Annotated in this window: 22 protein-coding genes; 19 read left to right on the top strand and 3 right to left on the bottom strand. The window is 45.5% G+C overall.

Translation table 11 applies throughout. The features are described 5' to 3' along the window. The first annotated feature begins 23 nt into the window (after nucleotides 1–23). From P349_RS26035 to P349_RS06135, 3 genes are all read left to right on the top strand, one after another. A complete protein-coding gene (locus P349_RS26035) occupies nucleotides 24–3,338 on the top strand; it encodes an NERD domain-containing protein (RefSeq protein WP_081758219.1) in 3,315 nt (1,104 codons plus the stop codon). Between the two features lie 103 nt (nucleotides 3,339–3,441). Further along, nucleotides 3,442–6,066: an AAA family ATPase gene (locus P349_RS06130; protein ID WP_032646919.1), complete on the top strand. Its 2,625-nt coding sequence runs from the start codon at nucleotides 3,442–3,444 to the stop codon at nucleotides 6,064–6,066. Between the two features lie 148 nt (nucleotides 6,067–6,214). Beyond that, a complete protein-coding gene (locus P349_RS06135; RefSeq protein ID WP_032646921.1) occupies nucleotides 6,215–7,057 on the top strand; it encodes a hypothetical protein in 843 nt (280 codons plus the stop codon). A gap of 309 nt (nucleotides 7,058–7,366) precedes the next feature. Here P349_RS06135 and P349_RS06140 read toward each other — a convergent pair whose 3' ends face one another. Beyond that, nucleotides 7,367–8,665: a hypothetical protein gene (locus P349_RS06140; protein ID WP_238550723.1), complete on the bottom strand. Its 1,299-nt coding sequence runs from the start codon at nucleotides 8,663–8,665 to the stop codon at nucleotides 7,367–7,369. A 95-nt stretch (nucleotides 8,666–8,760) separates the two neighbouring features. Here P349_RS06140 and P349_RS06145 point away from each other — a divergent pair, with 95 nt between their 5' ends. Then, nucleotides 8,761–8,976 (top strand): AlpA family phage regulatory protein, encoded by a 216-nt coding sequence (locus tag P349_RS06145; RefSeq protein ID WP_007678426.1) that lies wholly within the window; start codon nucleotides 8,761–8,763, stop codon nucleotides 8,974–8,976. A 95-nt stretch (nucleotides 8,977–9,071) separates the two neighbouring features. Further along, nucleotides 9,072–10,526: a YfjI family protein gene (locus tag P349_RS06150; protein WP_032646922.1), complete on the top strand. Its 1,455-nt coding sequence runs from the start codon at nucleotides 9,072–9,074 to the stop codon at nucleotides 10,524–10,526. 117 nt (nucleotides 10,527–10,643) lie between these two features. On the opposite strand, the gene P349_RS06155 is transcribed toward P349_RS06150, so the two are convergent. Continuing rightward, nucleotides 10,644–11,270 (bottom strand): inovirus Gp2 family protein, encoded by a 627-nt coding sequence (locus tag P349_RS06155; RefSeq protein WP_032646923.1) that lies wholly within the window; start codon nucleotides 11,268–11,270, stop codon nucleotides 10,644–10,646. Nucleotides 11,271–11,457: 187 nt separating this feature from the next. On the opposite strand from P349_RS06155, the gene P349_RS26665 reads away from it, so the two are divergent. From P349_RS26665 to P349_RS06180, 6 genes are all read left to right on the top strand, one after another. Then, entirely contained in the window at nucleotides 11,458–11,628 is a 171-nt protein-coding gene (locus P349_RS26665) for a hypothetical protein (RefSeq protein WP_193745673.1), read from the top strand. A 91-nt stretch (nucleotides 11,629–11,719) separates the two neighbouring features. After that, nucleotides 11,720–12,334 (top strand): EcsC family protein, encoded by a 615-nt coding sequence (locus P349_RS06160; protein WP_338010672.1) that lies wholly within the window; start codon nucleotides 11,720–11,722, stop codon nucleotides 12,332–12,334. Nucleotides 12,335–12,475: 141 nt separating this feature from the next. Next, nucleotides 12,476–13,213: a DUF3944 domain-containing protein gene (locus P349_RS06165; protein WP_032664170.1), complete on the top strand. Its 738-nt coding sequence runs from the start codon at nucleotides 12,476–12,478 to the stop codon at nucleotides 13,211–13,213. A gap of 19 nt (nucleotides 13,214–13,232) precedes the next feature. After that, nucleotides 13,233–13,919 (top strand): DeoR family transcriptional regulator, encoded by a 687-nt coding sequence (locus P349_RS06170; protein WP_032647916.1) that lies wholly within the window; start codon nucleotides 13,233–13,235, stop codon nucleotides 13,917–13,919. An 8-nt stretch (nucleotides 13,920–13,927) separates the two neighbouring features. Continuing rightward, nucleotides 13,928–14,368, top strand: a complete 441-nt coding sequence (locus P349_RS06175; RefSeq protein ID WP_032647918.1) for a hypothetical protein — start codon at nucleotides 13,928–13,930, stop codon at nucleotides 14,366–14,368. A gap of 34 nt (nucleotides 14,369–14,402) precedes the next feature. Beyond that, complete coding sequence (locus tag P349_RS06180; protein WP_032647920.1) at nucleotides 14,403–14,765, top strand: hypothetical protein; 363 nt, start codon at nucleotides 14,403–14,405, stop codon at nucleotides 14,763–14,765. A gap of 243 nt (nucleotides 14,766–15,008) precedes the next feature. Here P349_RS06180 and P349_RS26705 read toward each other — a convergent pair whose 3' ends face one another. Beyond that, the gene (locus P349_RS26705) at nucleotides 15,009–16,826 is read right to left on the bottom strand and encodes a hypothetical protein (RefSeq protein WP_202963025.1); all 1,818 of its coding nucleotides are present in this window, start codon (nucleotides 16,824–16,826) and stop codon (nucleotides 15,009–15,011) included. Nucleotides 16,827–17,146: 320 nt separating this feature from the next. On the opposite strand from P349_RS26705, the gene P349_RS06185 reads away from it, so the two are divergent. From P349_RS06185 to P349_RS06215, 8 genes are all read left to right on the top strand, one after another. Further along, nucleotides 17,147–18,496, top strand: a complete 1,350-nt coding sequence (locus tag P349_RS06185; protein WP_032647922.1) for a GrpB family protein — start codon at nucleotides 17,147–17,149, stop codon at nucleotides 18,494–18,496. Nucleotides 18,497–19,014: 518 nt separating this feature from the next. After that, nucleotides 19,015–19,863: a hypothetical protein gene (locus P349_RS06190; RefSeq protein WP_032647924.1), complete on the top strand. Its 849-nt coding sequence runs from the start codon at nucleotides 19,015–19,017 to the stop codon at nucleotides 19,861–19,863. Between the two features lie 355 nt (nucleotides 19,864–20,218). After that, nucleotides 20,219–20,896, top strand: coding sequence for a hypothetical protein (locus P349_RS26415; RefSeq protein WP_151432657.1), 678 nt, complete (start codon nucleotides 20,219–20,221; stop codon nucleotides 20,894–20,896). Nucleotides 20,897–21,265: 369 nt separating this feature from the next. Next, on the top strand, nucleotides 21,266–22,084 hold the full coding sequence (locus tag P349_RS06195) for a DUF932 domain-containing protein (protein ID WP_193745672.1): 819 nt from the start codon (nucleotides 21,266–21,268) through the stop codon (nucleotides 22,082–22,084). A gap of 32 nt (nucleotides 22,085–22,116) precedes the next feature. Further along, nucleotides 22,117–22,590, top strand: a complete 474-nt coding sequence (gene radC, locus P349_RS06200) for a RadC family protein (protein WP_032647929.1) — start codon at nucleotides 22,117–22,119, stop codon at nucleotides 22,588–22,590. 8 nt (nucleotides 22,591–22,598) lie between these two features. Continuing rightward, nucleotides 22,599–22,820, top strand: coding sequence for a DUF987 family protein (locus tag P349_RS06205; protein ID WP_032647930.1), 222 nt, complete (start codon nucleotides 22,599–22,601; stop codon nucleotides 22,818–22,820). A 21-nt stretch (nucleotides 22,821–22,841) separates the two neighbouring features. Continuing rightward, nucleotides 22,842–23,165, top strand: coding sequence for a type IV toxin-antitoxin system YeeU family antitoxin (locus tag P349_RS06210; RefSeq protein WP_032647933.1), 324 nt, complete (start codon nucleotides 22,842–22,844; stop codon nucleotides 23,163–23,165). Between the two features lie 31 nt (nucleotides 23,166–23,196). Beyond that, the gene (locus P349_RS06215) at nucleotides 23,197–23,520 is read left to right on the top strand and encodes a TA system toxin CbtA family protein (protein WP_032647934.1); all 324 of its coding nucleotides are present in this window, start codon (nucleotides 23,197–23,199) and stop codon (nucleotides 23,518–23,520) included. Nucleotides 23,521–23,579: the final 59 nt, after the last annotated feature.

Genomic DNA, 23,579 nt, shown 5'->3' with positions numbered 1-23,579 from the left:
CGTCGTACAGGTAATTCAACCTTATGAGTACAGCACGTCACAATGGGAACGGCATTCGGCTATTTATCGGGGAACGGATAGAACACGCCTCGGATCGCGATGTCTTGGTCACCGTTTGCGATATTCTAGAAAAGGGCACTGGATGGGCCTACATATTCGCCAACTTCAACGTTAACGGGCGTCAGGTTGATGTTGCAGTCTTTTCCGCCACAACTACTCTCGTTATTGAAGCTAAGGGATACACACTGCCCATCAAGGGAGGTGTGAACGGCCGCTGGACGCAAGTCGGACCGTACGGTAGCCGAAAGCTACGCAACGGGTACACTCAAGCGTTGGATGCCAAAAATGCATTGCGTGATTCAATGGTCGAGTTATTCGGCACTCTTTCCGGGTATCCCAACGCCTTATTAGCCATTACGCCAGCGATTCCATCTGGCTCCTCATTGCCACCGAGTGACTTCAAGGTGAAATCTGGCGGACTGGATGCGATCAAGATTGCTCTCGGTTCAATATCAGGAGCCTTGCTAAGTGAAGATCAATGCCAAGCACTCGCAGCCCATTTAACCCTTGAAGGCGTATCGGGAATAGATGCAGCAATTGATGAAACTGTGCTCATATCGGAGCGAACAGTGTCTTGTTATGAATCCGCTTTCTTGGAGTATCATGGGCCAATTGGTGCACGAATGTTACAAGACCAATACCTCCTTGATGACAAACTGATTTCGGCATCAAATATTCTAAAGAAGGCTATGTCATCGCAATCTGCGCTTCTGATCAGGGGGCCATCAGGATGTGGAAAGTCCTTGCTGAGTGCGCGTATCGCCACAGAATGTATGCAGGCTGGTTTACTGCCTATCCACATCCAAGGCAAAGACTTCGAGGGCAAGCTTCAGAAAATAATTGATACCGAGCTTATGTTACTCGGCGCTTCCGTGCGCGATGTACTGAGAGCAAGTCGTCTCCTTGTAAAGCATATTGTCCTGTTTATTGATGGCTACAACGAATGCCCAGAGCATTTGCAAATTGCTTTGACACGCAGTATTCAAGCGTTTTCACTACGCTATGGTGTCGGCGTCGTTATCACCTCACAAGGTGCATTGGCTAGACAAGAGCTTTTGCACGTCGAAGAGATTCAGGTCCGCCCACCGCAACATGCACTGAAGTCACAGATCGCAAAACTTAGCCAAGAAGATAAAAACTTCATGAACTGCCAAGCTCTACTTGAGATAGCACTCTCAGGGCTTGAAGCGGAACTCATTGGGCAGGCGGCCACATCTTTGCCTGCCGGGGCAAGTACATTTGTTCTATTCGACACGGTCGCCAGGATGCGCCTAGGCAGTTTCGCAACTGAGGGAATTAGGGCTCTTTCCGGGTTTGCTGAAAAACTAATCTCTCAAACTGCGTTTAGTATGTCCATTCGAGAGTTCGACAGATTTTGCGATGCGACAAGCGTAACAGACACAACTCGGCACGCGCTCCTTGACTCACGGCTTGTGCTACAGCGCGGTCACAGACTTAGTTTCTCTCATGAAATGTTTTTCTATGCCTTCATAGCGGAATCTGCGATTCGTGTAGCGCGCACAGACTCTGAGCGTGTGCAAGCTTTTCTACGATCTCCACGATTCAATGGTTCTAAGACTCTTATTGTCGGCGCGATGGAAGACGATTCGACGCTAAGGGATATTTTGGAGAAGACAACTGATCGGGGCATCCTTGAGTCTTGCGTGAGGGGAGAGTGTGGAGACACCGCGAGACGTATTGTAAAAGCAAAGCTCGATGTGATAATTGCCGAAATGATCGCAGAGATTTCTGAACTGCGCTTCCTACTAAATGGCGAGGGATGGCATAGCTGTTCAATTGAAACTGGCGTTAATCGGCCAATCCTCTCGAAATTCGAAGTTTTTCTTCCCGCTATCGGCTGGCTTTTAATGCAGGGTGTCTACTTAGAGCAAATCATGACAGCATGTCGCGCCATGGACGAGAAAATTGCCGAAGCCAATCGTGATCTCTATGAAGAAGCAATAGCCAAAAAGGTGCCACTTCGGCACGAGACATTTAGCCAAGCCTATGTGTTTAATCGTAAGATAGCGCTTTCGCAGCTTGTGTCCTTCGTCCATAGTGGCGGCCTTAGTTTTCGCCATAGCCCAGGGGGCAAATTTAGTGAAGCTTTGAAAAAGTCATGGAAGGAAGCGAGCACGCATAGCGAATTCTACGTCATTATCGGAATCACCAAGTTCACAAAGCAAGCTTCATGGGCATCGCCATGTGTGTTGAATCTTCTTGAACATCTGGAAAGCTTACCCTACCACCTTCAGCTAGACACGATAGACTTTTGTGTCCACTTAAATAATGTGGATGATTCCGTCAAGGCAAAGATGATCTTGGCACTAGAAGATTCCATAGACAAATTGGGCATATTTATGAACTCTTTGATTTTGGATGCGCTTAAGAGTTTAGGTGGACTAGATGCCGAAGAAGAAAAATACAGAGCGGTGGTCTTAAAGGAGCTCGAAAGTGTGTTCTCCGAGTCAGGAACACAGTCCGAGACACTAGCATGGAATATCTTCTCTCGACAGTTCGATCACCCCTATGACAGCATTTATTGGGAAGAGATAAACAATCTCGCTAGGGATCAGAAACAGCAGTTCCTCTTCAAGTCACTCAAAGGGGCGAGTACCGAGTATGTTTTGTTTGTCAGTACTCTAATTAGTCAGCTCGCAAAATTCGGTGACCCAGCAGTTTCCGAGGCTATTGAACCATGGCTTACGTTGCCAGCCAAAAGGTCGGTCATGCCGCAAGATGCTGTCGAAGTTTTTTTTGCAGCGCACGAAGCGATGGGGATTTTGGGCCTTCCACTTCCTACCAATACGACATCATCTGTCGATATCGATGGAGCTATGCAGGCCTGCGGGGAGTTAACTTACTGGGCTTGCAAGCTGAACAATGGTGAACTCGAGTCCTCGCCTCAGACTCTTAATGCGCGGACTACGTTACTGACTTACTCCGCTACGGCAAGTGCCGGAGCACTATGGTCTTCAACATCACGAATGTTGTCTACGGATGGTACAAGAGTTAACGTTGCAACGCGCTATCCGAAAACAGCCCTGGCTATCTGCCGCGATGCATTGACCAACCATGAGTCGCAGAAAACGTACCACGAACACGGGTTAATGAATGATCTGGCGAGCATAGCTTCCTTTTCCATTCAAGTGATTGGGCAATTTGGTGACGCCGATGACCTGCAACGTTTACGCAGCCTTTGCGACGAAGAGGCGCTAGGTCATGAAGCACTCAACGCGATCCAGAAGATTGAAGAACGCATTCGTCACATGAAATAAATACATCAGCGCTGAATGTCTAGAACCTTTGAAATCAATACGCCAAGTGACAATGACCAAGGCAGGGATGCGCTACTGCGTCTGACTGTGTAAAGGAGAATACATGGCAAGCATTGTTTCGGAGTACCAACGCTTTCTCGATTGTTTAACGCAGCAGGACGTTCCTGATGATGTCCGGCGACTTGCGTATCTGATCTACGATCATATCCAACCTCTCGCTGAAGTCAGCTCGACTCGCCGGGCGCGTTCAGTTCGTCTTGCTCCCCTAGCTCTAAGACATCTAATTGATCAGCCCATCGCTTACGAAGGCAATTCTGACGCCCCAAAAGCAGGTTCTGGTCTGGGACGATTGCATCAGCTTGAGGTTGGTCCATTCCGTGGATTCATGCGGCAGGAGATATTTGATCTCTCCCACGATATCACTCTTATTTACGGTGCAAACGGTACCGGTAAAAGCAGCTTCTTTGAGGCTCTCGAAGTGTCAATGCTGGGCACTATCAGTGAAGCGCAGTTAAAGCGGGTGGAGCAAAGACTTTATTGCAATAACGCTCGTCTCAAGCACCACGATGCGCCAGTGCTCCTTGCCTGTGAGGCTCAGAACTTACGGCCCGTCCAGCCTGATGCATCAGAGTATCGTTTTTGTTTTATTGAGAAGAACCGGCTTGATGACTTTGCCCGTATTGCTGCAAGAACCCCTAGCGATCAGCGACAGCTAATCGCAACGTTGTTTGGTGTAGATCAGTTCAGTGAATTTGTCCGTGGGTTTAACCCATCACTCGATCAAGATCTGATGCTTTCCGGGCCAATGGCAGCTCAGTTAGTCGAACGGAGACAGCAGGTAGCTGCTTCAGAGCAGGTGATTGCAGCGAATCCGCAGAAAATAGCTTTGATTGAATCGCAGGAAAATGCGCTTGCGCAGCGCATATCCCCCGAAGCGACTTATCAGGCATGTGTTGAATGGCTGGAAGGTACACAACTTCAGCAGGGACGTCTGCCATATATTCAATCTCAACTTGATGCTGTCCCACCACTGGTATATGGGATTACGCAATCCCGACTGGAAGCGCTTCTCGCTGAAGCATACCGTCTACATGGGAGCTGGCAAGAGACCACAAGCGAACTGGCATCACGTGCGACCGAGGTGTCGTATGCAAAACTGTATGAAGCAGTGCAAGCCTTGGCGGTCGGAGCAACCACCTGCCCTGCCTGTGGTACAAATCTTGATACCGTAACAGAGGATCCTTTTATACGAGCGCGTACGGGACTTGAAGCCCTAGCACAGTTGGCACAGATTCAGCTGCGGGAGCAAACATTACGAGCAGAGCTGAACGAGTCTCTCCAGTTGCTGTTGGAGGAAATGCGCCGCACCTTAACAGCAGCAATCGCCGCATGCCCGGAAAATCTTCAGGCTGTAGCACTGCCGGAATTACCCCAGACATCAGTTGGAGCGTGGCTTGAGTGCTGGGTTGAAGGAGAGAAACGACCCTGGAACACACTCCTGTGCATTGCCAAAGAGATTGAGCATATCGATAAACAGTCCCTCGCAGTACATAATCAACGTGGTGCGTTGACCGAGGAGCGGGACCGTCTGATTCAGTATCGCTTCGAAATTGAAAGACTACGTACGCAGCGCACAGCCGCCAACGTTGAACTAGCTGCAGCTCAATCTAATCTGACCCAGTTCAATGACAATAATCGAGATCTGCGCCAAGCCATTGCTGAAGAAGAAACTGTCATAAAGTTAAATCAACGAATTAAGGTAGCTTACGACGGATTCCTACCGGAAATCCAAAGATACATGGCCGCACTACCTGGCATATTGCTTCAGGGATTGGGTGAACAGGCTCGGGATCTGTATAACGCTTTTAACCGAAGCGATGCGCCTAGCGATCTGCTGCATGCACTTCATCTGCCAGTTGCTGAAAATGGCAAAATTGAAGTCGAATTCGCCGGTGAACCAGGCATTCGTTACGATGCGCTAATCATTTTCAGTGAGGGACACATCAAATGTCTTGGCCTCGCAATTCTGTTGGCCAAAAATATTGTCCAAGGATGCCCGGTGGTTATCTTTGATGATGTGGTTAATGCGATTGATGATGAGCATCGAGACGGTATATGGCGTACCTTCTTTGAAGATGGGCTACTGGACGACAAACAGGTAATCCTGACTTCCCATGCCGAAGAATTCCTCATCCGAATTCAACAGGAGTTAGGTGCAGCAAGGGCAGGAGCCATTAAGCGCTACAAATTCCTACCACACGATGGTGAACACGAACTGCGAGTAGACAGCAATCCACCGAGTAAGAATTACGTTCTGCTTGCGCAGCAGGCTCTAGATGGGGATGAAAAGCGTGAAGCTCTTCGTCAGTCACGTCCCGCCCTGGAAAGCCTTACAGACAGCCTTTGGTCTTGGATGGGCAGACGCGGTGACGGACGCATTGATATTAAACTCAGTGGACCACGTTCGCCTTGGGAATTGAATAATAAATGCTCTAAATTGAAATCGGCCGTCAATCGCATTGCAGGGCAGCATCCCGGAGCCCCGGCTGCAGTTGCTGCATTAGAAAGATTACTCGGAGTCAATGGCTCCAGCATTGAATGGGGATATCTGAACAGCGGCGTGCACGATTCACAGCGAGACCACGAATTCGACCGCTCCACAGTAAGAACAATAGTGGAGTCGATTGTGTCGCTTGATGCGGCCCTTAGCGCCATGAGAAATCAGTAAGTGATACACAGTGCAACTGGTGCCGGGGTGGTGTCGCAATCAGCCACCCTAAACGTAGTTTTAGCCGTTCAGATGCTTGCTGGCTTTCTCGATGAGTTGAATCGGGTTAGCCCCACGGTTCAACTGGAAGCTAGCGAGCAACTTACTTATGAATAACATCAGCAATGGCATTATATCAATGATATTTTTTTACCAAATAAAAAGAAACAGATATGAAATAGCTACCGTACTACTCATGATAAGCATTGGACTGCTTAATTTGGGGTGGCTGAGTTTAAAGAAAATTCCTGAAACTCCTCCAGGATATTATGAAAATATCGTCATCGAACACCTGCAATTATTCACAAACCTGCGCAACGAGTATCATAATCAGCAACATGAAATGAAGAATGAAATGCTGTCCAAAGAGCATGCGTCTATAGAAGTAGCTAGAATTGCATTAAAATTAAACATATCTGAATCCCGATATCTGGATTTTTGGGTAGCAGAGAGACCGATCATTATTGGTATGTTGAAGCCTTTTGAAGAGTCAAAATATAGAAGCTGGTATGTACACCTTCCTCAAGAAACTCGAAAACTGGTTAACAACATAGCAGATAATCTACATGAGGTTTATCCCAAACTTGCGAAGTGTAATCAAAATGCGGCTAAGGATTATATGGCATTAGTTTCGGGACTGGCGGCACCATCATCTCGCGATAAAGTATCTGCTGCTTTGGTTGCGCAAACTCGAGTAATAATGCGCAATATTTCTCAAGATCAGCATTCTCCATCAGAGATTTGCGATAGTGCAATGGTGTCATATTTCTCTTCGATACAACTGTTATCGAGAACATATAATGAACTTGCAGATGCTTATCAAGAGCAACTAGAAGCGAATGAATTATTACGTAAAATAGTCAGCACGATATTATCCTTTCTTTTATTTTTAGTTTGCTATAAGTGTCGTGAAAATTTGATAAAAAAGGCAGCAAAATCACTGGGGGGATAATTTTTTCTAAACTATTGAAGTTACTGTTATTAGAGTAAGGATTTTTAGGACTGATTAGGCATAAGATCGATATTTAAATGGAATTTCCTCAAGGTGAGCTTGTTAAAAATTTGTTTTTCAGAATTATACAAAAGAGATAAGAACAGTCTGGTCAGGTGGGCAAAAAAACTAACATTCCGGAATTCCCCTTCGTGCAGGTTAATATTTTTAATTAAGCGACACACCACTTATTTTTGAAATATAAAAACTTCCTCTAAAGGTAATAATCTTTCACATCGCCAAATGAACACTATACCTGCCACCTATGCTTTATGGATAATTACATTCGTTACTTCCTGTACTACAGAACCTCAAAGCCATATCGTAATAATTATTATTATCAAGAAACCAAGGGGTGATAACCCCCTGATTCAATAAAAGAAAACAATAATACTTAACTTGAGAGTAACGTTCTTTTTTTACAGATTTATATCGGAGATAAAGGCTCCGAGCTGATACACTAAAACCATACTCCAAATACTTCAATCTTATTTTTTCTGAAATAGTCCGACTATTATTTTCCTCATAATAAATGGCCATCTCAGGTTCATCATCATGTTCGCATGCAATATCAAATGCCCCCAGCGTTCCCAGCCAACTGCCTTGAGTTCCGCTAAACATACGTTTATGAAGATAATATTTATTTATATTCCCAAGAAAAACATCCACATCCTTAATCGAAATATCGCCTTTACATTGAAAACTCACAAAAGATTGCCTCCCCTCCCCCATAAACCAGTCATCCACTAACCTTTTATAGTGATCAGAAATATTTTTTTGCTCTAAGGCAGACATTCTTGGGTCAGGAGATGGTAACGCAATCGTATTGTTGTTTTTTAGCGATAACATTACCGCTACCGCTCGTTGAAGTATCTTAAACTCGAAAAGCAAACATGCTCTGAGAAACAACAACGACACCCCTGACTCATTTTTTTTCGCATATGTGTCAATATTTAGAGAATATTTCCCACATGAGATAATACCAAGACTTACCAGCTCCCGATAAAACGCAAGAGGGGCCTCTGTATATTCCAATGCATAGCAGCATTCGACAAGACGATATCTAATGAGATAGGGTGTTGCTGATAATTCTAGATCTTGATCATTTACCAACTCTTCAACAGCTCTATCAATGAACTCACCCTGCACACCATTGTTCTCCGCAGCAGCGTATAACATTGTAAGACTAAAATTACTCGCCGTTTGAGTACTCTTGTCATAAATAGTCCCTTCTTCAAAAAGCGTATTTGTATCGGACTGTTCAGAATACTCAGCAATGGCTGAAGAAAGTTTGCCATCTACAGATAGATAAATTTCCAGTGCCCCCAGCAGATAGTGCTTAGCTATCGCAGCCTGTTTTCCCGTCATTCCGACTTCTCGCAGCATATTGTTGATTTTGAGGATAATGCGGGGATACCACTCTGCAATGGGATCTTTACATACCTCACTCATCACAACCTGAGTGAAGTGAAGGGTATCGATCACATCAAAAGCTGCTTTTTGGATAGGTGTTGTCGCTGGCATTTTTAGTGTCAAAAAAAGGAGCTCATAACTTGAAATTTTAGACACTAAAGAACTTCATTACAATCCCCTCCGTACACAAAAAACACCGGTGTTAGGTAAGAAAACAAAATATTAACTATTTAAAACAATGAGGTGACGTAATGACCTGTATTACCCCATCGGTAAAAATTCTGCGCATCAGCGCACTTGTGAAAAAAATTGGAATCAGCCGCTCAACAATCTATGACTGGCTAAATCCGAAGTCGCCACGCTATGACGTAACATTCCCTAAACAGCGCCGCCTGGGTATGCACTCTGTTGGCTGGATGGAATCTGAAATCGATAAATGGCTGGAGGAATGCTGCCCGCAGGTTTGAGGTCTGATTCATATCCCTGTATCAGTTGTGACCAAATGGCATCACAACTGATACCGACAACTTTGTTTTATTTTCTTCTCTATGGAAACCACACAATGCAAAAACATGATAATTTTCCTGTTGATCAGCTTCCTCCAGTTATTAGAAACACAATTTATGAAGTACACCAGATAACACAGGCACCTATACCTCTGATTGGTGCATCCGTTTTAGGCGCTATTTCCCTTGTTTGCCAAAGTCAGATTGATGTCATCCGTCCGGGAAATATTCGCGGGCCAGTCTCTCTTTTTCTGCTGACGCTGGCAGGCTCTGGCGAGCGTAAAACCACTGTCGATAATCTGTTGATGGAACCATTGAGACGTTTTGAAGAACAGCTGAACGAAGATTATTTGGAAAAATATAGTGACTATTTGATAGAACTAAATGCGGTAAAAACAGAGATCAAAGCCCTGAATACTGAGCTGAGGGCACAAGTTAGGCGTAAAGAAGACACACTGGAGATAAAAAAAGCGCTCAACGCCGCGCATAAATCGCTCCCGGAGCCCCCTGTAAAATACAAAATGACATTCAATGACGCAACGCCAGCCGCAATTAAAGAATTTCTGTGTAAAGAGCGCTGGAAATCGGTGGGTATTATGTCAGACGAGGCAGGAGCGATATTCAACGGCCACACTCTGAACGATCTGCCTTTTATCAATAAAATGTGGGATGGCGGAAAATTTACCGTTGATCGCAAAAATGAGCCCGAGGCCACCATCCACGATGCCCGAATGACGCTGTCGCTGATGGTTCAACCGGAGGTGTTCACCGCCTATCTGGAACGGCGGGGAGAACAGGCTAAGGGTGTGGGTTTCTTTGCCCGCAGCCTGATTTGTTTGCCGACATCTACACAGGGCACCCGTCTGATCGAATCACCGGTTATCTCACGGGAACATCTGCCAGTATTCCATCGCCGCCTGATGAACATCGCGACTGAAAGCCTTACCCATAACGGGCAGGGACGAGAGGGCCTTTTATTTTCGTCAGACGCAGAAAAGTTATGGATTGAATTTCATAATCGCACAGAGAGCAGGACTGGTAGCAACGGTGATCTGGCCAGCGTCAGAGATTACGCATCAAAAGTTGCGGAGAACGTGGCCCGTGTTGCCGCATTACTGCATCACTTTTGTGGTTTTAAAAACAACATATCTACCGAAGTTGTTAAAGCCGCAATAGACATCATCAACTGGTACGGTAATCAATACATAGACCTTTTTGTTCATCCTGATGAATCTCAATCCTTTGAAAAGGATTTAGAGAACCTTTTTGCCTGGATACAGGATGAATGCCTTCGGTCGGCAGATTATAAATTTAGAAAAAATCGTATTCTTCAATCAGGGCCAAACCGGCTAAGAAACAAGGAAAGAACCAACGAATTACTCTACACACTGGTTGAACGGGAAAAAATCATTCTGGAGCAGTGGGGGAAAACCTGGTACATCCGTCTGAACCAGGCTAGTTCACTCATGGTAGCCTCGCCGAATAACTCTGTCTGGGGGAGCTGGCGTTAGCCGTGAAATGTCGTATGCCGTGGATAACCATGCATTCCCGGCAGCAAATAGCTTGATAGCGCTCTCTTTGGCTTTACCAGAACAAGGCAAAGGACCAGTCCCTTTGCCTGAATTACATTACGTTCCCATAATAATCGAAGGATTGTTCTGGCTGCATCCAAAAGAACGTCCATCTCCATAGTGCTTTGTGTACTCTTTTGCCAGGTACATTGCTCTCTGACGTGCCGTAGCATACTGGTCTTCATGCTCAGGACGTTTACGCTCTATCCAGCCACAGGGTTGTTCCGGAAAATGAACCAGGCCTGCATAGGCCTCCCAGGGTAATTTCAGCGCACTACACCAAGCTTTCTGGATAACATTCGCCAGTGAATCTATACCATCGTTGCATTGAGGCTGGTAATCTCCCAGCGTATGGAAGGTGTCCTTGTTTACCAACAGCATCACATGGTAATGGCGGTTGCCATCCACCAGGCCGTATTCTCTGCACCAGATATAGCGAATGGACGTCAGATTCTTACAGGTAAGTCCTGCATGCCTTCGGGTAGTCATCTGAGCATTAGCATGGTATTTAAGCGAATCAAAGAAGCGCGAGATCACGCGCTCATCACGACGACCAGTACCGTCAGTCGGAAACCGCAAATCAAAACGAAATGTAGAAAGCCTGGGGTATTGATCAGTCGCTGCCGCCAGTGTTCGTTCTACGCCATCAGTGTATCGCGGATCGTATGTATATTTCGAATTCATAACTTTAGCCTTAGTATAATTTACAACCTTATATTCCAGACAGGTTGCAGCGGAACATTAGTCACTCCATGAAAACAGCACCCAATGGGATTCTATATTTTCTTATTTATATCTCACACCTGCCATCTTTATTTAATAATACCAATACGGAACGTTCTATAGTTAAACACCACTGCAGGACGCAACAGTGGCAAGCAAAACCATCGCATCACACATCGTTTTATTTTCTGGAGTTATTTCTTTAAAAAAGAAATCACAGGAGAAAGCTAACCATTTACTCAAAGGCATTTTTTTGAGAATAACTCATCTCATATGCCAGCCACGTAAAAAATTACATAAAGAATACACAGTCGCTTAATATGAGATTGCGGCAAAAACTGAAAATAAAAAAATACAGCTATATATCACCTTAACGACAACCCACAGAGGCTGTCGTTAAGGAGGTTAGTCTGGATATCAATGTATTACGTCAACTATTTGACGAGATGTATACCCTGGCCGTTGAAGGCACAGCTGTCACCGATTCTGCCACTGAGCTGGCAGAAAATTATCTGATATCAGCTGAAAGCAGGCTCGAAGCCGCAGAGGCTCTCGTGGCCTTTGAATCGCTTAAAGCCTGTGGCTCCGGTTTTGCCTGTGGTCTTGCCGGTGATGTGTTGCTCCCCCTGACGGTCACCGCTGATATCTGCTCGTCGTTGTTTATTCAGATGCGGATGTGTGCCGCTGTCGCCGTGACCGGCGGCCATGAAGTCGGAGATCCGATGGTCCGCCTGCTGTGCTGGGGCGCAATAGCCGGTGATGCCTGCCTGGATGCGGTTAACCGGGTGATCACCCGTCTGATGGCAAAGGCGCTCAGCCTGCCGGAAGCCGAGAAGGCAGTGTTGTCAGTGCTGCGTCAGGTGCTGCTCAGTAAAAACAGTGGACTGCTGCTGAAAACTGGCCTGCTCATCCCTTTGTTCGGCGGTGCGCTGAACGGTACGGCAGCCTGGCTGGTCACCCGTCTGACAGGGCAGATCGCCATTCGCCTGTTTATTCCACCACCAGCACCGCCCTGCGCAGCATAATCTTCCGTATTTCATTTTCGGACACCACCTGTCCGACATTGCTTGTGTAACACGCTGATTTTCGTGTGGCATCGGCCATGTCCCTGCAGGCGGGTTTGTTATCGTTTTTACCCTGACGATACAGACCTGAATGGAGGGAACATGGCCGTTTATCGCGAAGATACTGACCTGCGGTTCCTGGGGCGTTGCGAGAATGAGGACTTGGATTTACTGGTCAGCCTCATTACCCATGACCCACGGGATAAAACCCTGCGCTGGACGGAAACGCTGTCCGGCAGTGACAACTACAAACGCTTTTACCCGGCCCACCGTAATTACTGGCAAGAGATAGTGGCTGAAATCCAGACCTTCGGTGCCAGCAGTATCGCCAGTGTGTTCAGAGGCGGAAAAGGTGTGCTGTATCGGGAAGTTTTATGTGATGTCTGTGACCATACAGGCGTCAAATACAGGAAGGAGGAGGCAACCGAAACCATTGAGCTCTCCCTGCTGATGAAGATGCTCGAAAAAAGCCTCAGCGAAATGTCCCGGGCTGAGCTGCGAGAGTTTGCTGACAGCATGGGCACGGAACTGACCGCGCCAACGGTACCACTGGTACTGATGGCGATACAGACTGCTGTCCGGTCGTCTGGTTTTGCAGCCTATCGTCTGTCGGTCGTGATGCTCAGTACGCTTGCGAAGGTGGTACTGGGACGCACGCTACCCATCGTGACTTATCTGACCCTGACCCGCTCTATCAGTGTACTGGCCGGGCCGGTTGGTATCGCCCTGAGCACCGGTTGGCTGATTGCCGATATGGCAGGCCCGGCACGGCGGGTTACGGTTCCCGCCTGTCTGCTGGTTGCTTGTCTGCGTCAGCAGTATTTATACAAATCACTGTAATCAACGGAAATCCTTCACTATGTCTGCGGAAGAAAAACAGCACGATCGCATGGCATCACGGCTGGCGATCATCATCAGTCGCCTGCTGATGGGGGAACGGTTGTCAGTTACGGGCTTGTCTCAGGAGTTTCGTATCTCGGAGCGCACTCTGCGCCGGGATTTTCGTGAACGCCTGAGCTGCCTGGAACTGACATACCAGCATGGTTGCTGGTCATTGTCCCAACAGCACGAAGGACTACGTACCAACCGGGATATTTTGCACTTTGCACGGGTAACCCGCACAGAGCAGCTATTCCCGGCGATGGATAACCGGCTGATATCGGTGCTGACTGACAGTTCCGTAGAGCCACCTTTTATCGTCTGGCAGTCTCCTCCGGAGCGCAAGCCCGGTCCCTTCGGCAGTTTCTGGCGTATCACACAGGCCATTCTGGAGCGAACTCTGCTGGATCTGACCGCAGAGGGGCTGCAGTACCGCTGGTTCGCACCTTACCGCCTGATTTATTTCGAGAACGGCTGGTATCTGGTCGGAGAGCACGCCCGGAAACTGCAGGTCTTTCTGCTGGAGAGTATTACCGATGTATGCCTGACGCCGAGGCAGTTTCTGCACAGAAGGCAGGTGAGCGAACTGACCGGTGATCCGCATTTCATTCACTCTTTGCCGCACTTCCGGTTTGTCCGGAGAGTGTTGGCTGAAACCGATAATTAAGGATATTTATGAAAAAAACCGTACTTATGATGATGCTACTGGCATCTGCTCAGGCCAGTGCAGCCGCTAATACGTGGACCCGCACCATCGTGCAGGGTGTAACGGAATACCGGATACAAAACAAAAATGGCGCTGAGCTGTTGCTGACCTGTTCGCCGGAGGACAATGTGTTCGTTCAGTACACATCACCCGATGGTAAAACTCTCGCAAGCGGTGGAGATGATGGACGCAGCGTTCAGGCGCAGACCGACAACAGCGACACGTTTCTGATAAACGATACAGTTTCTGATGCCGGGGGCAGTAACTTTGAAGCATTCTGGGATGCAGCCAGAAAATCCCATCGTATCCATATAACGGCGACCGGACTGACCTCCACTACCTTCACTTTCAGCAATTTCGCAAAGATTTTGCCTGAGTTTGATAAATCAGGATGTCTAACTCGCATGTGAGCCTTTATTGCTCCAACAAAAATAAGGAAAAAAAATGAAAACAGCAATGAGTGCCCTCGCCGTGGCACTGATGATTTCACCTCTACTGCACGCCGCAGAGGCCCCGGTCAGGATTGGTCTTGAGCAGGTTAAAAATCCGTATTACCCAAATCTTCATCAGCAGCGTGTTCATGTTCAGGCGCTGATTGATAGTGTCACCATAAAGGATATTGTCGTTAACCGGGGTAACTGCCCGATTCAGAAGATGCCCACGGTCTACGCAGGTAGTAAGCCTGTAGCACTGGTACCTTCAACGTTGCCTTACGGAAAAGAGATTGCCGTCTACATTAAAGGCCCATGCAGTGTGGCAGAGATTAACGTCATCACCAGTCAGGGGGACTGGCTGATGAAGTACTAATGTCTGCCTGATGTCTGGTCTGACAATCAGTTGTCAGACCCTGTTATTCCGTTAGTCCTTAAATAAAAGAATTTAGGTATTAATACTGCGTATTAATAGCCATATATAAACCCCTCCCCCGTATGGTCCCTCCCCTTACGAAGAATTAACCATATTATACATCTTTACTTCAGCATATTGAGTATATGCCGCTCAACGCCTTACAATTATAAGTCATGAGTCGGCTCCTCAAATCCCGCTTGTTTATTCCTGACATATTACGCACCCGAATGCTCCGACCTCAGTACACGCAGCGAAGAAGGATGATAGCAACCAATATAGCTGGACAAAGTATGGACTCGGGGTATTACCCGCTTCAATATCCCTAAATGTTTGCTCAACTGCAGCCTTGCTCAGAGATGAAGTCACAATGGCCACACGTTTTGAGGTGTGCGGGGCATTCCTGCAAATCTCCACTGCAGTCTTTAAATCAGCAGATGTGCCACGGCATGTACGTTGAATACCTGTCCTCACATTGTTATTGCTGTAAAGTCGCCCCCATCGGGTAAACTTTTTGCTCATGGCTGGAGCGGGCAATGTGAGGTTGCCTAGGTTCTTGATCGCCTGGCTTACTGAAATGTGAAATGCGCCAGCTCCGAGTGTCAGCTCACCGTGCTTTGCATGATAGAAGGTGACTCTTGGGGAAACAGGATCCGTTCTAAACCCAACGAAATCAGCCCATTCATCACCGAGATCATCGCAGACTATGACATCATCTTCTCGAGCGATCGTCGACAGTACTGCCCCGAACGTAGAATTTGGATCGAAAGTACGATGGGCAGCAGTAAAGGAACCTTTCTCATCAGTGACGGTTGCTAACTCTGCATTACCGAAGAGATAGCCCAAGAACTGAGTGCCACCATTGACCAAAGTGTCGTCTTGATAAAGACTGCCATCTAAATAGGCAAATTTCGGCTGGTCAAACAAGACGATAAACGTGTCCTGTTTGTCGATGAACTGCTTAAGCGGGGCGCGATTATCATCCGCCCCAAGTGCGAAATGAGTGTCCTCAACGTATACATCGGCGAGCAAAGGCAGCGAAAGGCGTTTCAGAGCGATTCGCGTTTTATTGATCGCGATCTCACCTACCTCTAAACCTGTAACTGGCTGTGACACCAGCAACTTGCCATGGGCGTTTTTGGCAACGCGCAAGATATCTGTGAGCTCCGTGAGTATCAGATCAACCTCTGCCTTTGGCAGCTCTCGATAGCCCATTCCGTCACGCTTGACCAAGCGGATGATTTTGTCATCAAAGATGGCCTGTCCGAGGATGGCGGTATCAACTGCAAATTGGGTGGGGTTTGCCGTCAGATCTGATAGCTCCAACGGTCGTGCGAAAGCTGCCAGGAAAGGGGAGGATGATGGTCTTCCAGGACGAGGTTGTAAGCGTTCGATGATACGACAGGCATAATCAACTAGTTCCAAATAGCCTGCACGATCCGCACGAAGCGAGATTCGCCCAGTGCGCGGCGTCGTTGAAAAGTGTTCGTCTTCTTCAGTGAAGCTGTAACCTAACGGGGCAAATCGAGCCGAGGATGCCATACCTACATTGTTCTGAAGGTTCTCGCCTTCAAGCGTCTTGCTGCGCAAGGCAAAGCGGGACAGAGTCATATGCCTGAGTCGAACCCGGGCAAATACCGAGTCCTTACTCGTCAGTCCACGGTCGACATCTTGGGCACCGATACGCTGCAAATACTTTTTCGAGAAATCAGGAGGGATATCGATCTGGGATTTGAAAATGGCAACATAATCGCGATGCTCGACTATCAGCAAATATCCGGTTACCCGGTCGATCACACCTTTAGTGCCAGGCAGGAAAGCCGGTACCTTGTCGAATTGAAAGCACAAAGCAGACCAAATTGATGCTCCGTGGGGCTGCCGAATGAAAGAGAAAAAATTGTTGGAGGGGGAAGTTTGCGCCTTTCTGATATCACGGAACAGTTCCGTGATCGCGACTTTCGTGATTGGAGCTTTTTGGCGGTAGAAATAGCAAGATTTGCTGGCTTGAAGTTCGTCGATCATATCCGAGTCCCTGTGAAAATGGACGAAGCGAAAATCCCTCAGAATGAGATGCTAACCCAGCACCATCATTATTGTCTAGATAGTTTCTTGCGGGCAAAAGAAGGTTCGTAAGAGACAGCTCCGTGCCATGAGCGGACGTCACCTCGGAATTTTTATCTAGCTCTCAGTCTCTTGTGGGACTGAAGAGTTGAACATAATATCATGCAGGATAAAGTTGTAGTCGCTTGTGATGCGAGCAGAGGCTACTCCTTTGTATTTTGAGACGGTGTTGTTCAAGGATAATAAGAACAATAAATTATAATTTAATGAAGATGGAGTAGATGGTGAACAAAGTTATAATTACTGAACATGATATTTCTTGGACCAATCAATTTTTAGAAGAAGCTGAGAAAATAAAAAATGCCGTCAAATTTTCAACGTGCTACATTGACCACGTTGGCTCAACTTCAGTAAATGGTCTTTGCGGTAAACCTATTATTGACATCCTAATATCAATTTGTGAATGGGGGGATGTTGAAAAAGTAGTTATTGCATTGAAGAGATTAGGCTACGTAGTAAGTGAGAAATGTGATGATATCCCTAGATATTTTTTGACAAAATATAATAATGACTCAAAAAAATATCATGTGCATATTTGTGAACCACATCGTCAATGGGGCAGAGATATGCTTATTTTTAAAAATGAATTAACTGTCGACGATGAGTTTTCGAAAGAATATGCTATTTTAAAGAAAAGTTTAGCTCAAACTCATGAGAATGATATCGTTGGTTATATGAATGGAAAAAAAGATTTTATCGAGAATAGATTGCGTGAGGTCGGTAGCGAATTTGGTGTTAATCGACTACTCAGTTATCAAAGAGCTGAATCAAACAAAGCTGAGAGCTTACAAATACGTATGATGGCACTACAGTTTTTAATATCTATTCTTGCTGCAGTTTCTGTTTACTGTAGTCAGAATGACGTATTATTTTGGTTGGCTATCGGAGGTTTTATTTGTATGTTGATATGGTTTTTTTTAAGCCAGGGCCAACAACGACATCGGTCCGCAGGTGATCAGGCTCGACGTGCAGTACTATTGATTAGCGGCTTAAATGCAATACCATCTGCTGGTCAAAATCTCCGCATTAGTGATAAGTTCAATGTTGCTATTACGAAAGAAACATTACGCCGTGAAGAAGACCATTTTTCGACCCGAGAAAAGCCTAGTTATAAACGATTAGTTGAAATGATTGAAGAATCCTCGTATTGGACATGCTACTTACAGAAAACTAGTGCAAAGGTTATGTGGGTACTGTTATCCATTCTTGTAATTGCAATTTGTCTAGTAACTGGTGCAGCAATTACCTCATTCAATTCAAATAATTTAATGTCACTATCACGGGTTATGATAGCTTTGATGATATTTGTTATCTCAACGGATGCGCTTGGTTTATTACTTTCTTATAAAAATGCAGCGTCATCTATTGGTGAAATATTTAACAGGGTTGAGTCTATTTCAGTAAAGGGATATTTGGAATCAGACGCTCTACTTTTGATGTTAGATTACAATTCTGCTATCGAAAAGGCCCCGGCGACATTGCCTTTGGTTTACAAATTCATCCAGAAAAAGCTTAACAAAAAATGGAGGGTTTATTCTGAAGAGAAACTAAACAGGACACAAACAACCTAATTGAATTGTTTATCCATTGGCGTGTTTGTTTTATGTCATCACCTTGTGGTTGCCAGATGTATATCTTCATGGCAACCTAAGTTTAAAATTTAGGTTTAGTATTCAATTATTAGTCTATTAATATAGTTCATGTGCTGAGCTATGCAATAGGATTTAATGATCCACATGTAGTTAGCAAATTTAAACAACTTACTTTTGGGGCTTCGCATTCTTATGATTTTATGAGGTGAATGTCCGCTCATCGCTCGCAGCGAACCTTCAGCTTCGTTAACACGTCCGCTCCGTGCCAGAAGCAGAAGTTTTTTTAGAAATCTAAGATAATGCTTGCATGCAAACATTAAAGTCTGAAATTTTGATTGAATTTTTCAAGATCGTAGCCTAAATAATCCTTACCCTATTGTATTTACCTCATAAAAGGTATAAGCTACCTTGCGGATGTGTTAGACTAAGAATAGTCATATTCTAAATGCTAATTCACTCTTCGGGTGAAGAATCATATAGTAAATGGAAGCTAAAATATGAGCGATGCAGTAGGAACAATATTAAAAATTATTTCTTCAATTGCATCTCCAAAGGCGGCAGTTAAATTTATCGCCATAGCAATAATTCTTTTATTATCATGGGGTCATTTAAATGATCTTATTGAATCATTGGGTACAACTTCTGAACACAAAAATTTAATTATGTTATTCCTTGCCCTTGGCACTGGCTCGATCGTTGGTGAGATTGTGAGTGTTTTGGGAGAAATAATGTATAAATACTCAATAGGGAAGTATTTTGAAGTTAGACAGAAGAAGAAATCCATTAAAGAAAAAAAAGAATATGGAGAAAGATTACTCACGCATTTTAAACTTACATACAAACATTTATCATTTAGCACTAAAGAAATTTTATGGGATCTTTCTAAAGAACCTCAAACCATTTGGGATGATGATGAGTCATATATCCCCGTTAGATCACTGATTGAGAATGGTTATATTAAGCAAATATCAAGCTTAAGCGCTCATGAAAACTTATATAAGTTACATCCCTACATCTCAACTCACTTAAAAAACAACATAGAGAAAGAAATCGATAATATCATAAATGTATTTATATCTGAGAATAATAATGAGTTAATAAACGCAATAACATCGAGTGATTATTTACCACACTCAGCATACAGTGACTTTTCAAAAATAGCCAATGAAGCCTGCCCTGTCATTGCAATTAATAAAGATTATGAGAGTATTGATTTTTCCAATAAGGTCATAGGATTTGATATTTCTATAAATAAATATTTTAAGGCTAGTCTTGGCGAAAAACTACAAAAAAAAATATATACTAGAAAATTTAAAGTTAATGGAGAGGAAATAAATGCTGCATGAAACACCTAGTGGAAGTATGATTTTGACTTGTAGTATGCTTTTTACCGATTTAACGGCTAGCCCACCAATTATTTGAATCGCGCTTCCTTGCATAAGTAGAACACGCGTGCTGATCGCAGATCTGATGACTTACCGCCTGTCTGCTTCGTGCTAGGAGCGGACGCCACTAATCTTTGGATTTGTTGAGCAAATTCTCTATACCACCACACATCCATGTCTGCGTGAGCATTAACGCTCATAAGAGATTTGATATAATCTGTCGAAAATGTATTGTGTTTCGTGTGCAGTTTGGTAAAGAATTCAATGACCTATATCAGACTAATGAGTAAAATATCATTAATAAAAAGGATAATTAATGGCCGGAAGAGAAGATAGTGTAAAGGCGATTTTTGATACGCAATTTATTAGTGCGTGCAGGTACTTTGGGGGTATTGAAGTCAGAATACCCTTGAATGGCTTGGATCAATTCTTTAATGCGGATACTTTATTCTCAACATTCGATAAGTTTTTTATAGTTGAATTCAAATCTTACCAATCAAGCCTACGCGCGGAGAATGACAAGCCTACAGCCTGTCAAATCTGCTGTGGCTTACCACTTAGCCCTCAAATAATCCCTCTGCATGATGCATGTCACTTTGCTATGTGGGGTAATATAGGAAAAAAACTGCTTTATGGTAATTATGATATATACAGGAATTGCGTATGCAATACATATATATTACCTGATTGTCGGGGAGCCGCAACGTCCCAACTTTCTCCGTCACCAAAAAACTTCAACATTCTTGCTGGATTAGCAGGAAGAAATCTTGCAGGATTGAATTCAGATGAATTCCAGATTTATTTGGAATGGCTTCTTGGTTCAAGAGGTGGTAGTGGAAAAGGGAGTGGCGATTTTAATGCAGCAATCTATGCAACTTCATCAACACATGCAATCAGTGGAATTCCTTTCAAGAATCGATCTATATTACATCGTTGGTCGAAAGGTAAACGTCCAGACAAGCGTTTTGATGATTGGGGGGGGCCAAGCATGTAAATAAGCTTCTCATACGTAGCGTTTTTTTATGTAAAATTTCTGCACTTAGAAAAAATCTAACGAAATATTTGGCTAATGATGCGAGGCTGAATACCATAAGAGCGGCTGCCCTTTAAGTTCTAAAAGCTGCCGCTTAACTTTGACTAGACTTGTTTTAGTTCTGACTACTATTTAAATATGCAGCCTCTTCCCAGATGTAAATGTCCGTTCCTCGCTCATAGCAGACATTAGCTAGCTGTCGCCTCCCTCAACAACAAAGAGTTTTCCCCTATTACCCCTGCAACATCAAATCCATGCAGAAAGGCCGCACTTCTTACCGGAAGTGCGGCCTTTCTATATTTATGCCGTTAATTATAAAGGAGTTTTATCATGAAATTAGCCAGCCGCTTCGGGCGGATTAACCAGATTCGCCGCGACCGCCCACTGACAAACGACGAGTTAATGACCCATGTACCCAGTGTATTTGGTACCGACAAGCACGAATCCCGCTCGGACCGCTACACCTATATTCCGACCATCACACTGCTTGATAGCCTGAAGCAGGAAGGTTTTCAGCCGTTCTTTGCCTGCCAGACCCGAGTGCGCGATCAGAGCAAGCGCGAGCACACTAAACACATGCTGCGCCTGCGCCGTGAGGGGCAAATCACCGGTAAGCAGGTGCCGGAAATCATTCTGCTTAACAGTCATGACGGCTCCAGCTCATACCAGATGTTGCCGGGGCTATTTCGTGCAGTCTGCCAGAACGGGCTAATCTGCGGTGAGAGCTTTGGTGAGGTACGTGTGCCGCATAAAGGCAACGTGGTGGAGAAAGTCATTGAAGGGGCTTACGAAGTGCTCGGGATTTTTGACCGGGTGGAGGAGAAGCGCGATGCCATGCAGTCGCTTTTGTTACCGCCACCAGCACAGCAGGCGATGGCGAAAGCGGCATTGACCTATCGCTTTGGTGAAGAGCATCAACCGGTGACGGAATCGCAAATCCTTTCCCCGCGTCGCTGGCAGGACGAGAGCAATGACCTGTGGACTACTTACCAGCGCATTCAGGAGAACTTAATAAAAGGCGGACTATCGGGACGAACGACGAAAGGTCAGCGTGCTCAAACCCGTGCTGTCAAAGGTATCGATGGAGATGTAAAGCTCAATCGCGCTCTGTGGGTGATGGCTGAAAATATGCTTCAACTTGCTTCATAAACGACTTTTACTATTACCTCTAAGGCCCTGTCATGTCAGAGATAAATCTACCTCCTGATCTTCCGGTAACTGAAGCACGCACTATTCGTCGTGCTCTCCGCTTACTGGAAAAATATCAGCGCCAGCCTGGCGAACAATTTAATTCAACTACTTTCACCAAAACCTGGCTACAACTGCATCTTGCCCTGCAGGAGCGCGAAGTGTTTCTTGTTTTATATCTCGATAATCAGAACCGTCTTCTGGAATGCGAGACGCTATTTACGGGCACGATTAACCATACCGAAGTCCATCCACGCGAAGTGGTGAAACTGGCACTACGCCATAACGCTGCTGCTGTGATTCTAGCCCATAACCATCCATCCGGAGAGACAGAGCCGAGTAAACAGGATCGAAACATCACTCAACATCTGGTGAACGCACTGGCAATGGTAGAAGTGCGGGTGCTGGACCATCTTATTGTTGGCATCGGTGATGTGCTTTCTTTTGCTGAACGTGGCTGGCTATGAGGCTAACCATGAAAATCATCGATAAAAAGGCCGCGATGGCGATTCAGCGACAGCATCCGGATTCCCGGATCTTTCGCTACTGCACGGGCAAATACCAATGGCACGGCAGCGCCAGTCATTATATCGGTCAGGATGTCGCGGAGATTTCCGGTGTGCTGGCAGTTTATGCAGAACGCCGTCGTGACAACCACGGTCCATATACACGCCTGATGTGCATCACTACCAACTAACATTTAATAAGGAATAGAAAAATGCAAAATTCATGGGGACTGAAGTGCGATATCTCACCGTGCTTCGGTGCAAGGCTTGTGCATGAAGGCTGTCGCCTGCATTTTCTGGCGGACCGAGCAGATATTAGCGGTACGTTTAACGAGGAGGAGGCACTGCGTTTGGATCAGACATTTCCGCTAGTGATGAAACAGCTTGAGTTGATGCTGACAACCGGTGAACTGAATCCGCGCCATCAGCATTGCGTCACGTTGCATCATAACGGACTCAACTGCGAGGCTGACACTCTCGGCTCTCATAGCTATGTTTACATCGTTATTTATCCTCAGGCATCTGCAAGCCAGTAATACCTTCTCTTATTTTATCAGGTCCCAACTCATGCAAATTTCATCTGTACCGGCCACGGTGCCGGTTTCGTCACGCCTGTCGCCCGTGCAGGTCTGGCAGCAACTGTTGACGTATCTGCTGGAGCAGCACTACGGCCTGACTCTCAACGACACACCATTTCATGACGACAAGGCCATCGAGGAGCATATCGATGCGGGAATAACACTTGCCGATGTTGTTAATTTCCTGGTCGAAAAGTACGAACTGGTTCGTATCGATCGGAGGGGATTTTCATGGCAAGAACAGACCCCCTTCATTACCGCAACGGATATTCTGCGTGCTAAAAAGAACATCGGGCTATTGCCCACATCATAAATTTTTCTAAGTACATGCTGCTCAGTGTTGCTATTTCCGCTACAGTAGCGGAAATAGCA

This window comes from Enterobacter sp. DC4 (assembly GCF_000568095.1).
In the GTDB taxonomy this organism is placed as follows: Bacteria; Pseudomonadota; Gammaproteobacteria; order Enterobacterales; family Enterobacteriaceae; genus Enterobacter; species Enterobacter pseudoroggenkampii.
This window is presented reverse-complemented; position numbering and strand designations above follow the sequence as displayed.

Coding starts and splice junctions, on each gene's coding strand:
- P349_RS26035 (WP_081758219.1), top strand. CDS start 24: ATGAGTACAGCACGTCACAATGGGAACGGCATTCGGCTATTTATCGGG.
- P349_RS06130 (WP_032646919.1), top strand. CDS start 3,442: ATGGCAAGCATTGTTTCGGAGTACCAACGCTTTCTCGATTGTTTAACG.
- P349_RS06135 (WP_032646921.1), top strand. CDS start 6,215: ATGAATAACATCAGCAATGGCATTATATCAATGATATTTTTTTACCAA.
- P349_RS06145 (WP_007678426.1), top strand. CDS start 8,761: ATGACCTGTATTACCCCATCGGTAAAAATTCTGCGCATCAGCGCACTT.
- P349_RS06150 (WP_032646922.1), top strand. CDS start 9,072: ATGCAAAAACATGATAATTTTCCTGTTGATCAGCTTCCTCCAGTTATT.
- P349_RS06155 (WP_032646923.1), bottom strand. CDS start 11,270: ATGAATTCGAAATATACATACGATCCGCGATACACTGATGGCGTAGAA.
- P349_RS06165 (WP_032664170.1), top strand. CDS start 12,476: ATGGCCGTTTATCGCGAAGATACTGACCTGCGGTTCCTGGGGCGTTGC.
- P349_RS06170 (WP_032647916.1), top strand. CDS start 13,233: ATGTCTGCGGAAGAAAAACAGCACGATCGCATGGCATCACGGCTGGCG.
- P349_RS06175 (WP_032647918.1), top strand. CDS start 13,928: ATGAAAAAAACCGTACTTATGATGATGCTACTGGCATCTGCTCAGGCC.
- P349_RS06180 (WP_032647920.1), top strand. CDS start 14,403: ATGAAAACAGCAATGAGTGCCCTCGCCGTGGCACTGATGATTTCACCT.
- P349_RS26705 (WP_202963025.1), bottom strand. CDS start 16,826: ATGATCGACGAACTTCAAGCCAGCAAATCTTGCTATTTCTACCGCCAA.
- P349_RS06185 (WP_032647922.1), top strand. CDS start 17,147: ATGGTGAACAAAGTTATAATTACTGAACATGATATTTCTTGGACCAAT.
- P349_RS06190 (WP_032647924.1), top strand. CDS start 19,015: ATGAGCGATGCAGTAGGAACAATATTAAAAATTATTTCTTCAATTGCA.
- P349_RS26415 (WP_151432657.1), top strand. CDS start 20,219: ATGGCCGGAAGAGAAGATAGTGTAAAGGCGATTTTTGATACGCAATTT.
- P349_RS06195 (WP_193745672.1), top strand. CDS start 21,266: ATGAAATTAGCCAGCCGCTTCGGGCGGATTAACCAGATTCGCCGCGAC.
- radC (WP_032647929.1), top strand. CDS start 22,117: ATGTCAGAGATAAATCTACCTCCTGATCTTCCGGTAACTGAAGCACGC.
- P349_RS06205 (WP_032647930.1), top strand. CDS start 22,599: ATGAAAATCATCGATAAAAAGGCCGCGATGGCGATTCAGCGACAGCAT.
- P349_RS06210 (WP_032647933.1), top strand. CDS start 22,842: ATGCAAAATTCATGGGGACTGAAGTGCGATATCTCACCGTGCTTCGGT.
- P349_RS06215 (WP_032647934.1), top strand. CDS start 23,197: ATGCAAATTTCATCTGTACCGGCCACGGTGCCGGTTTCGTCACGCCTG.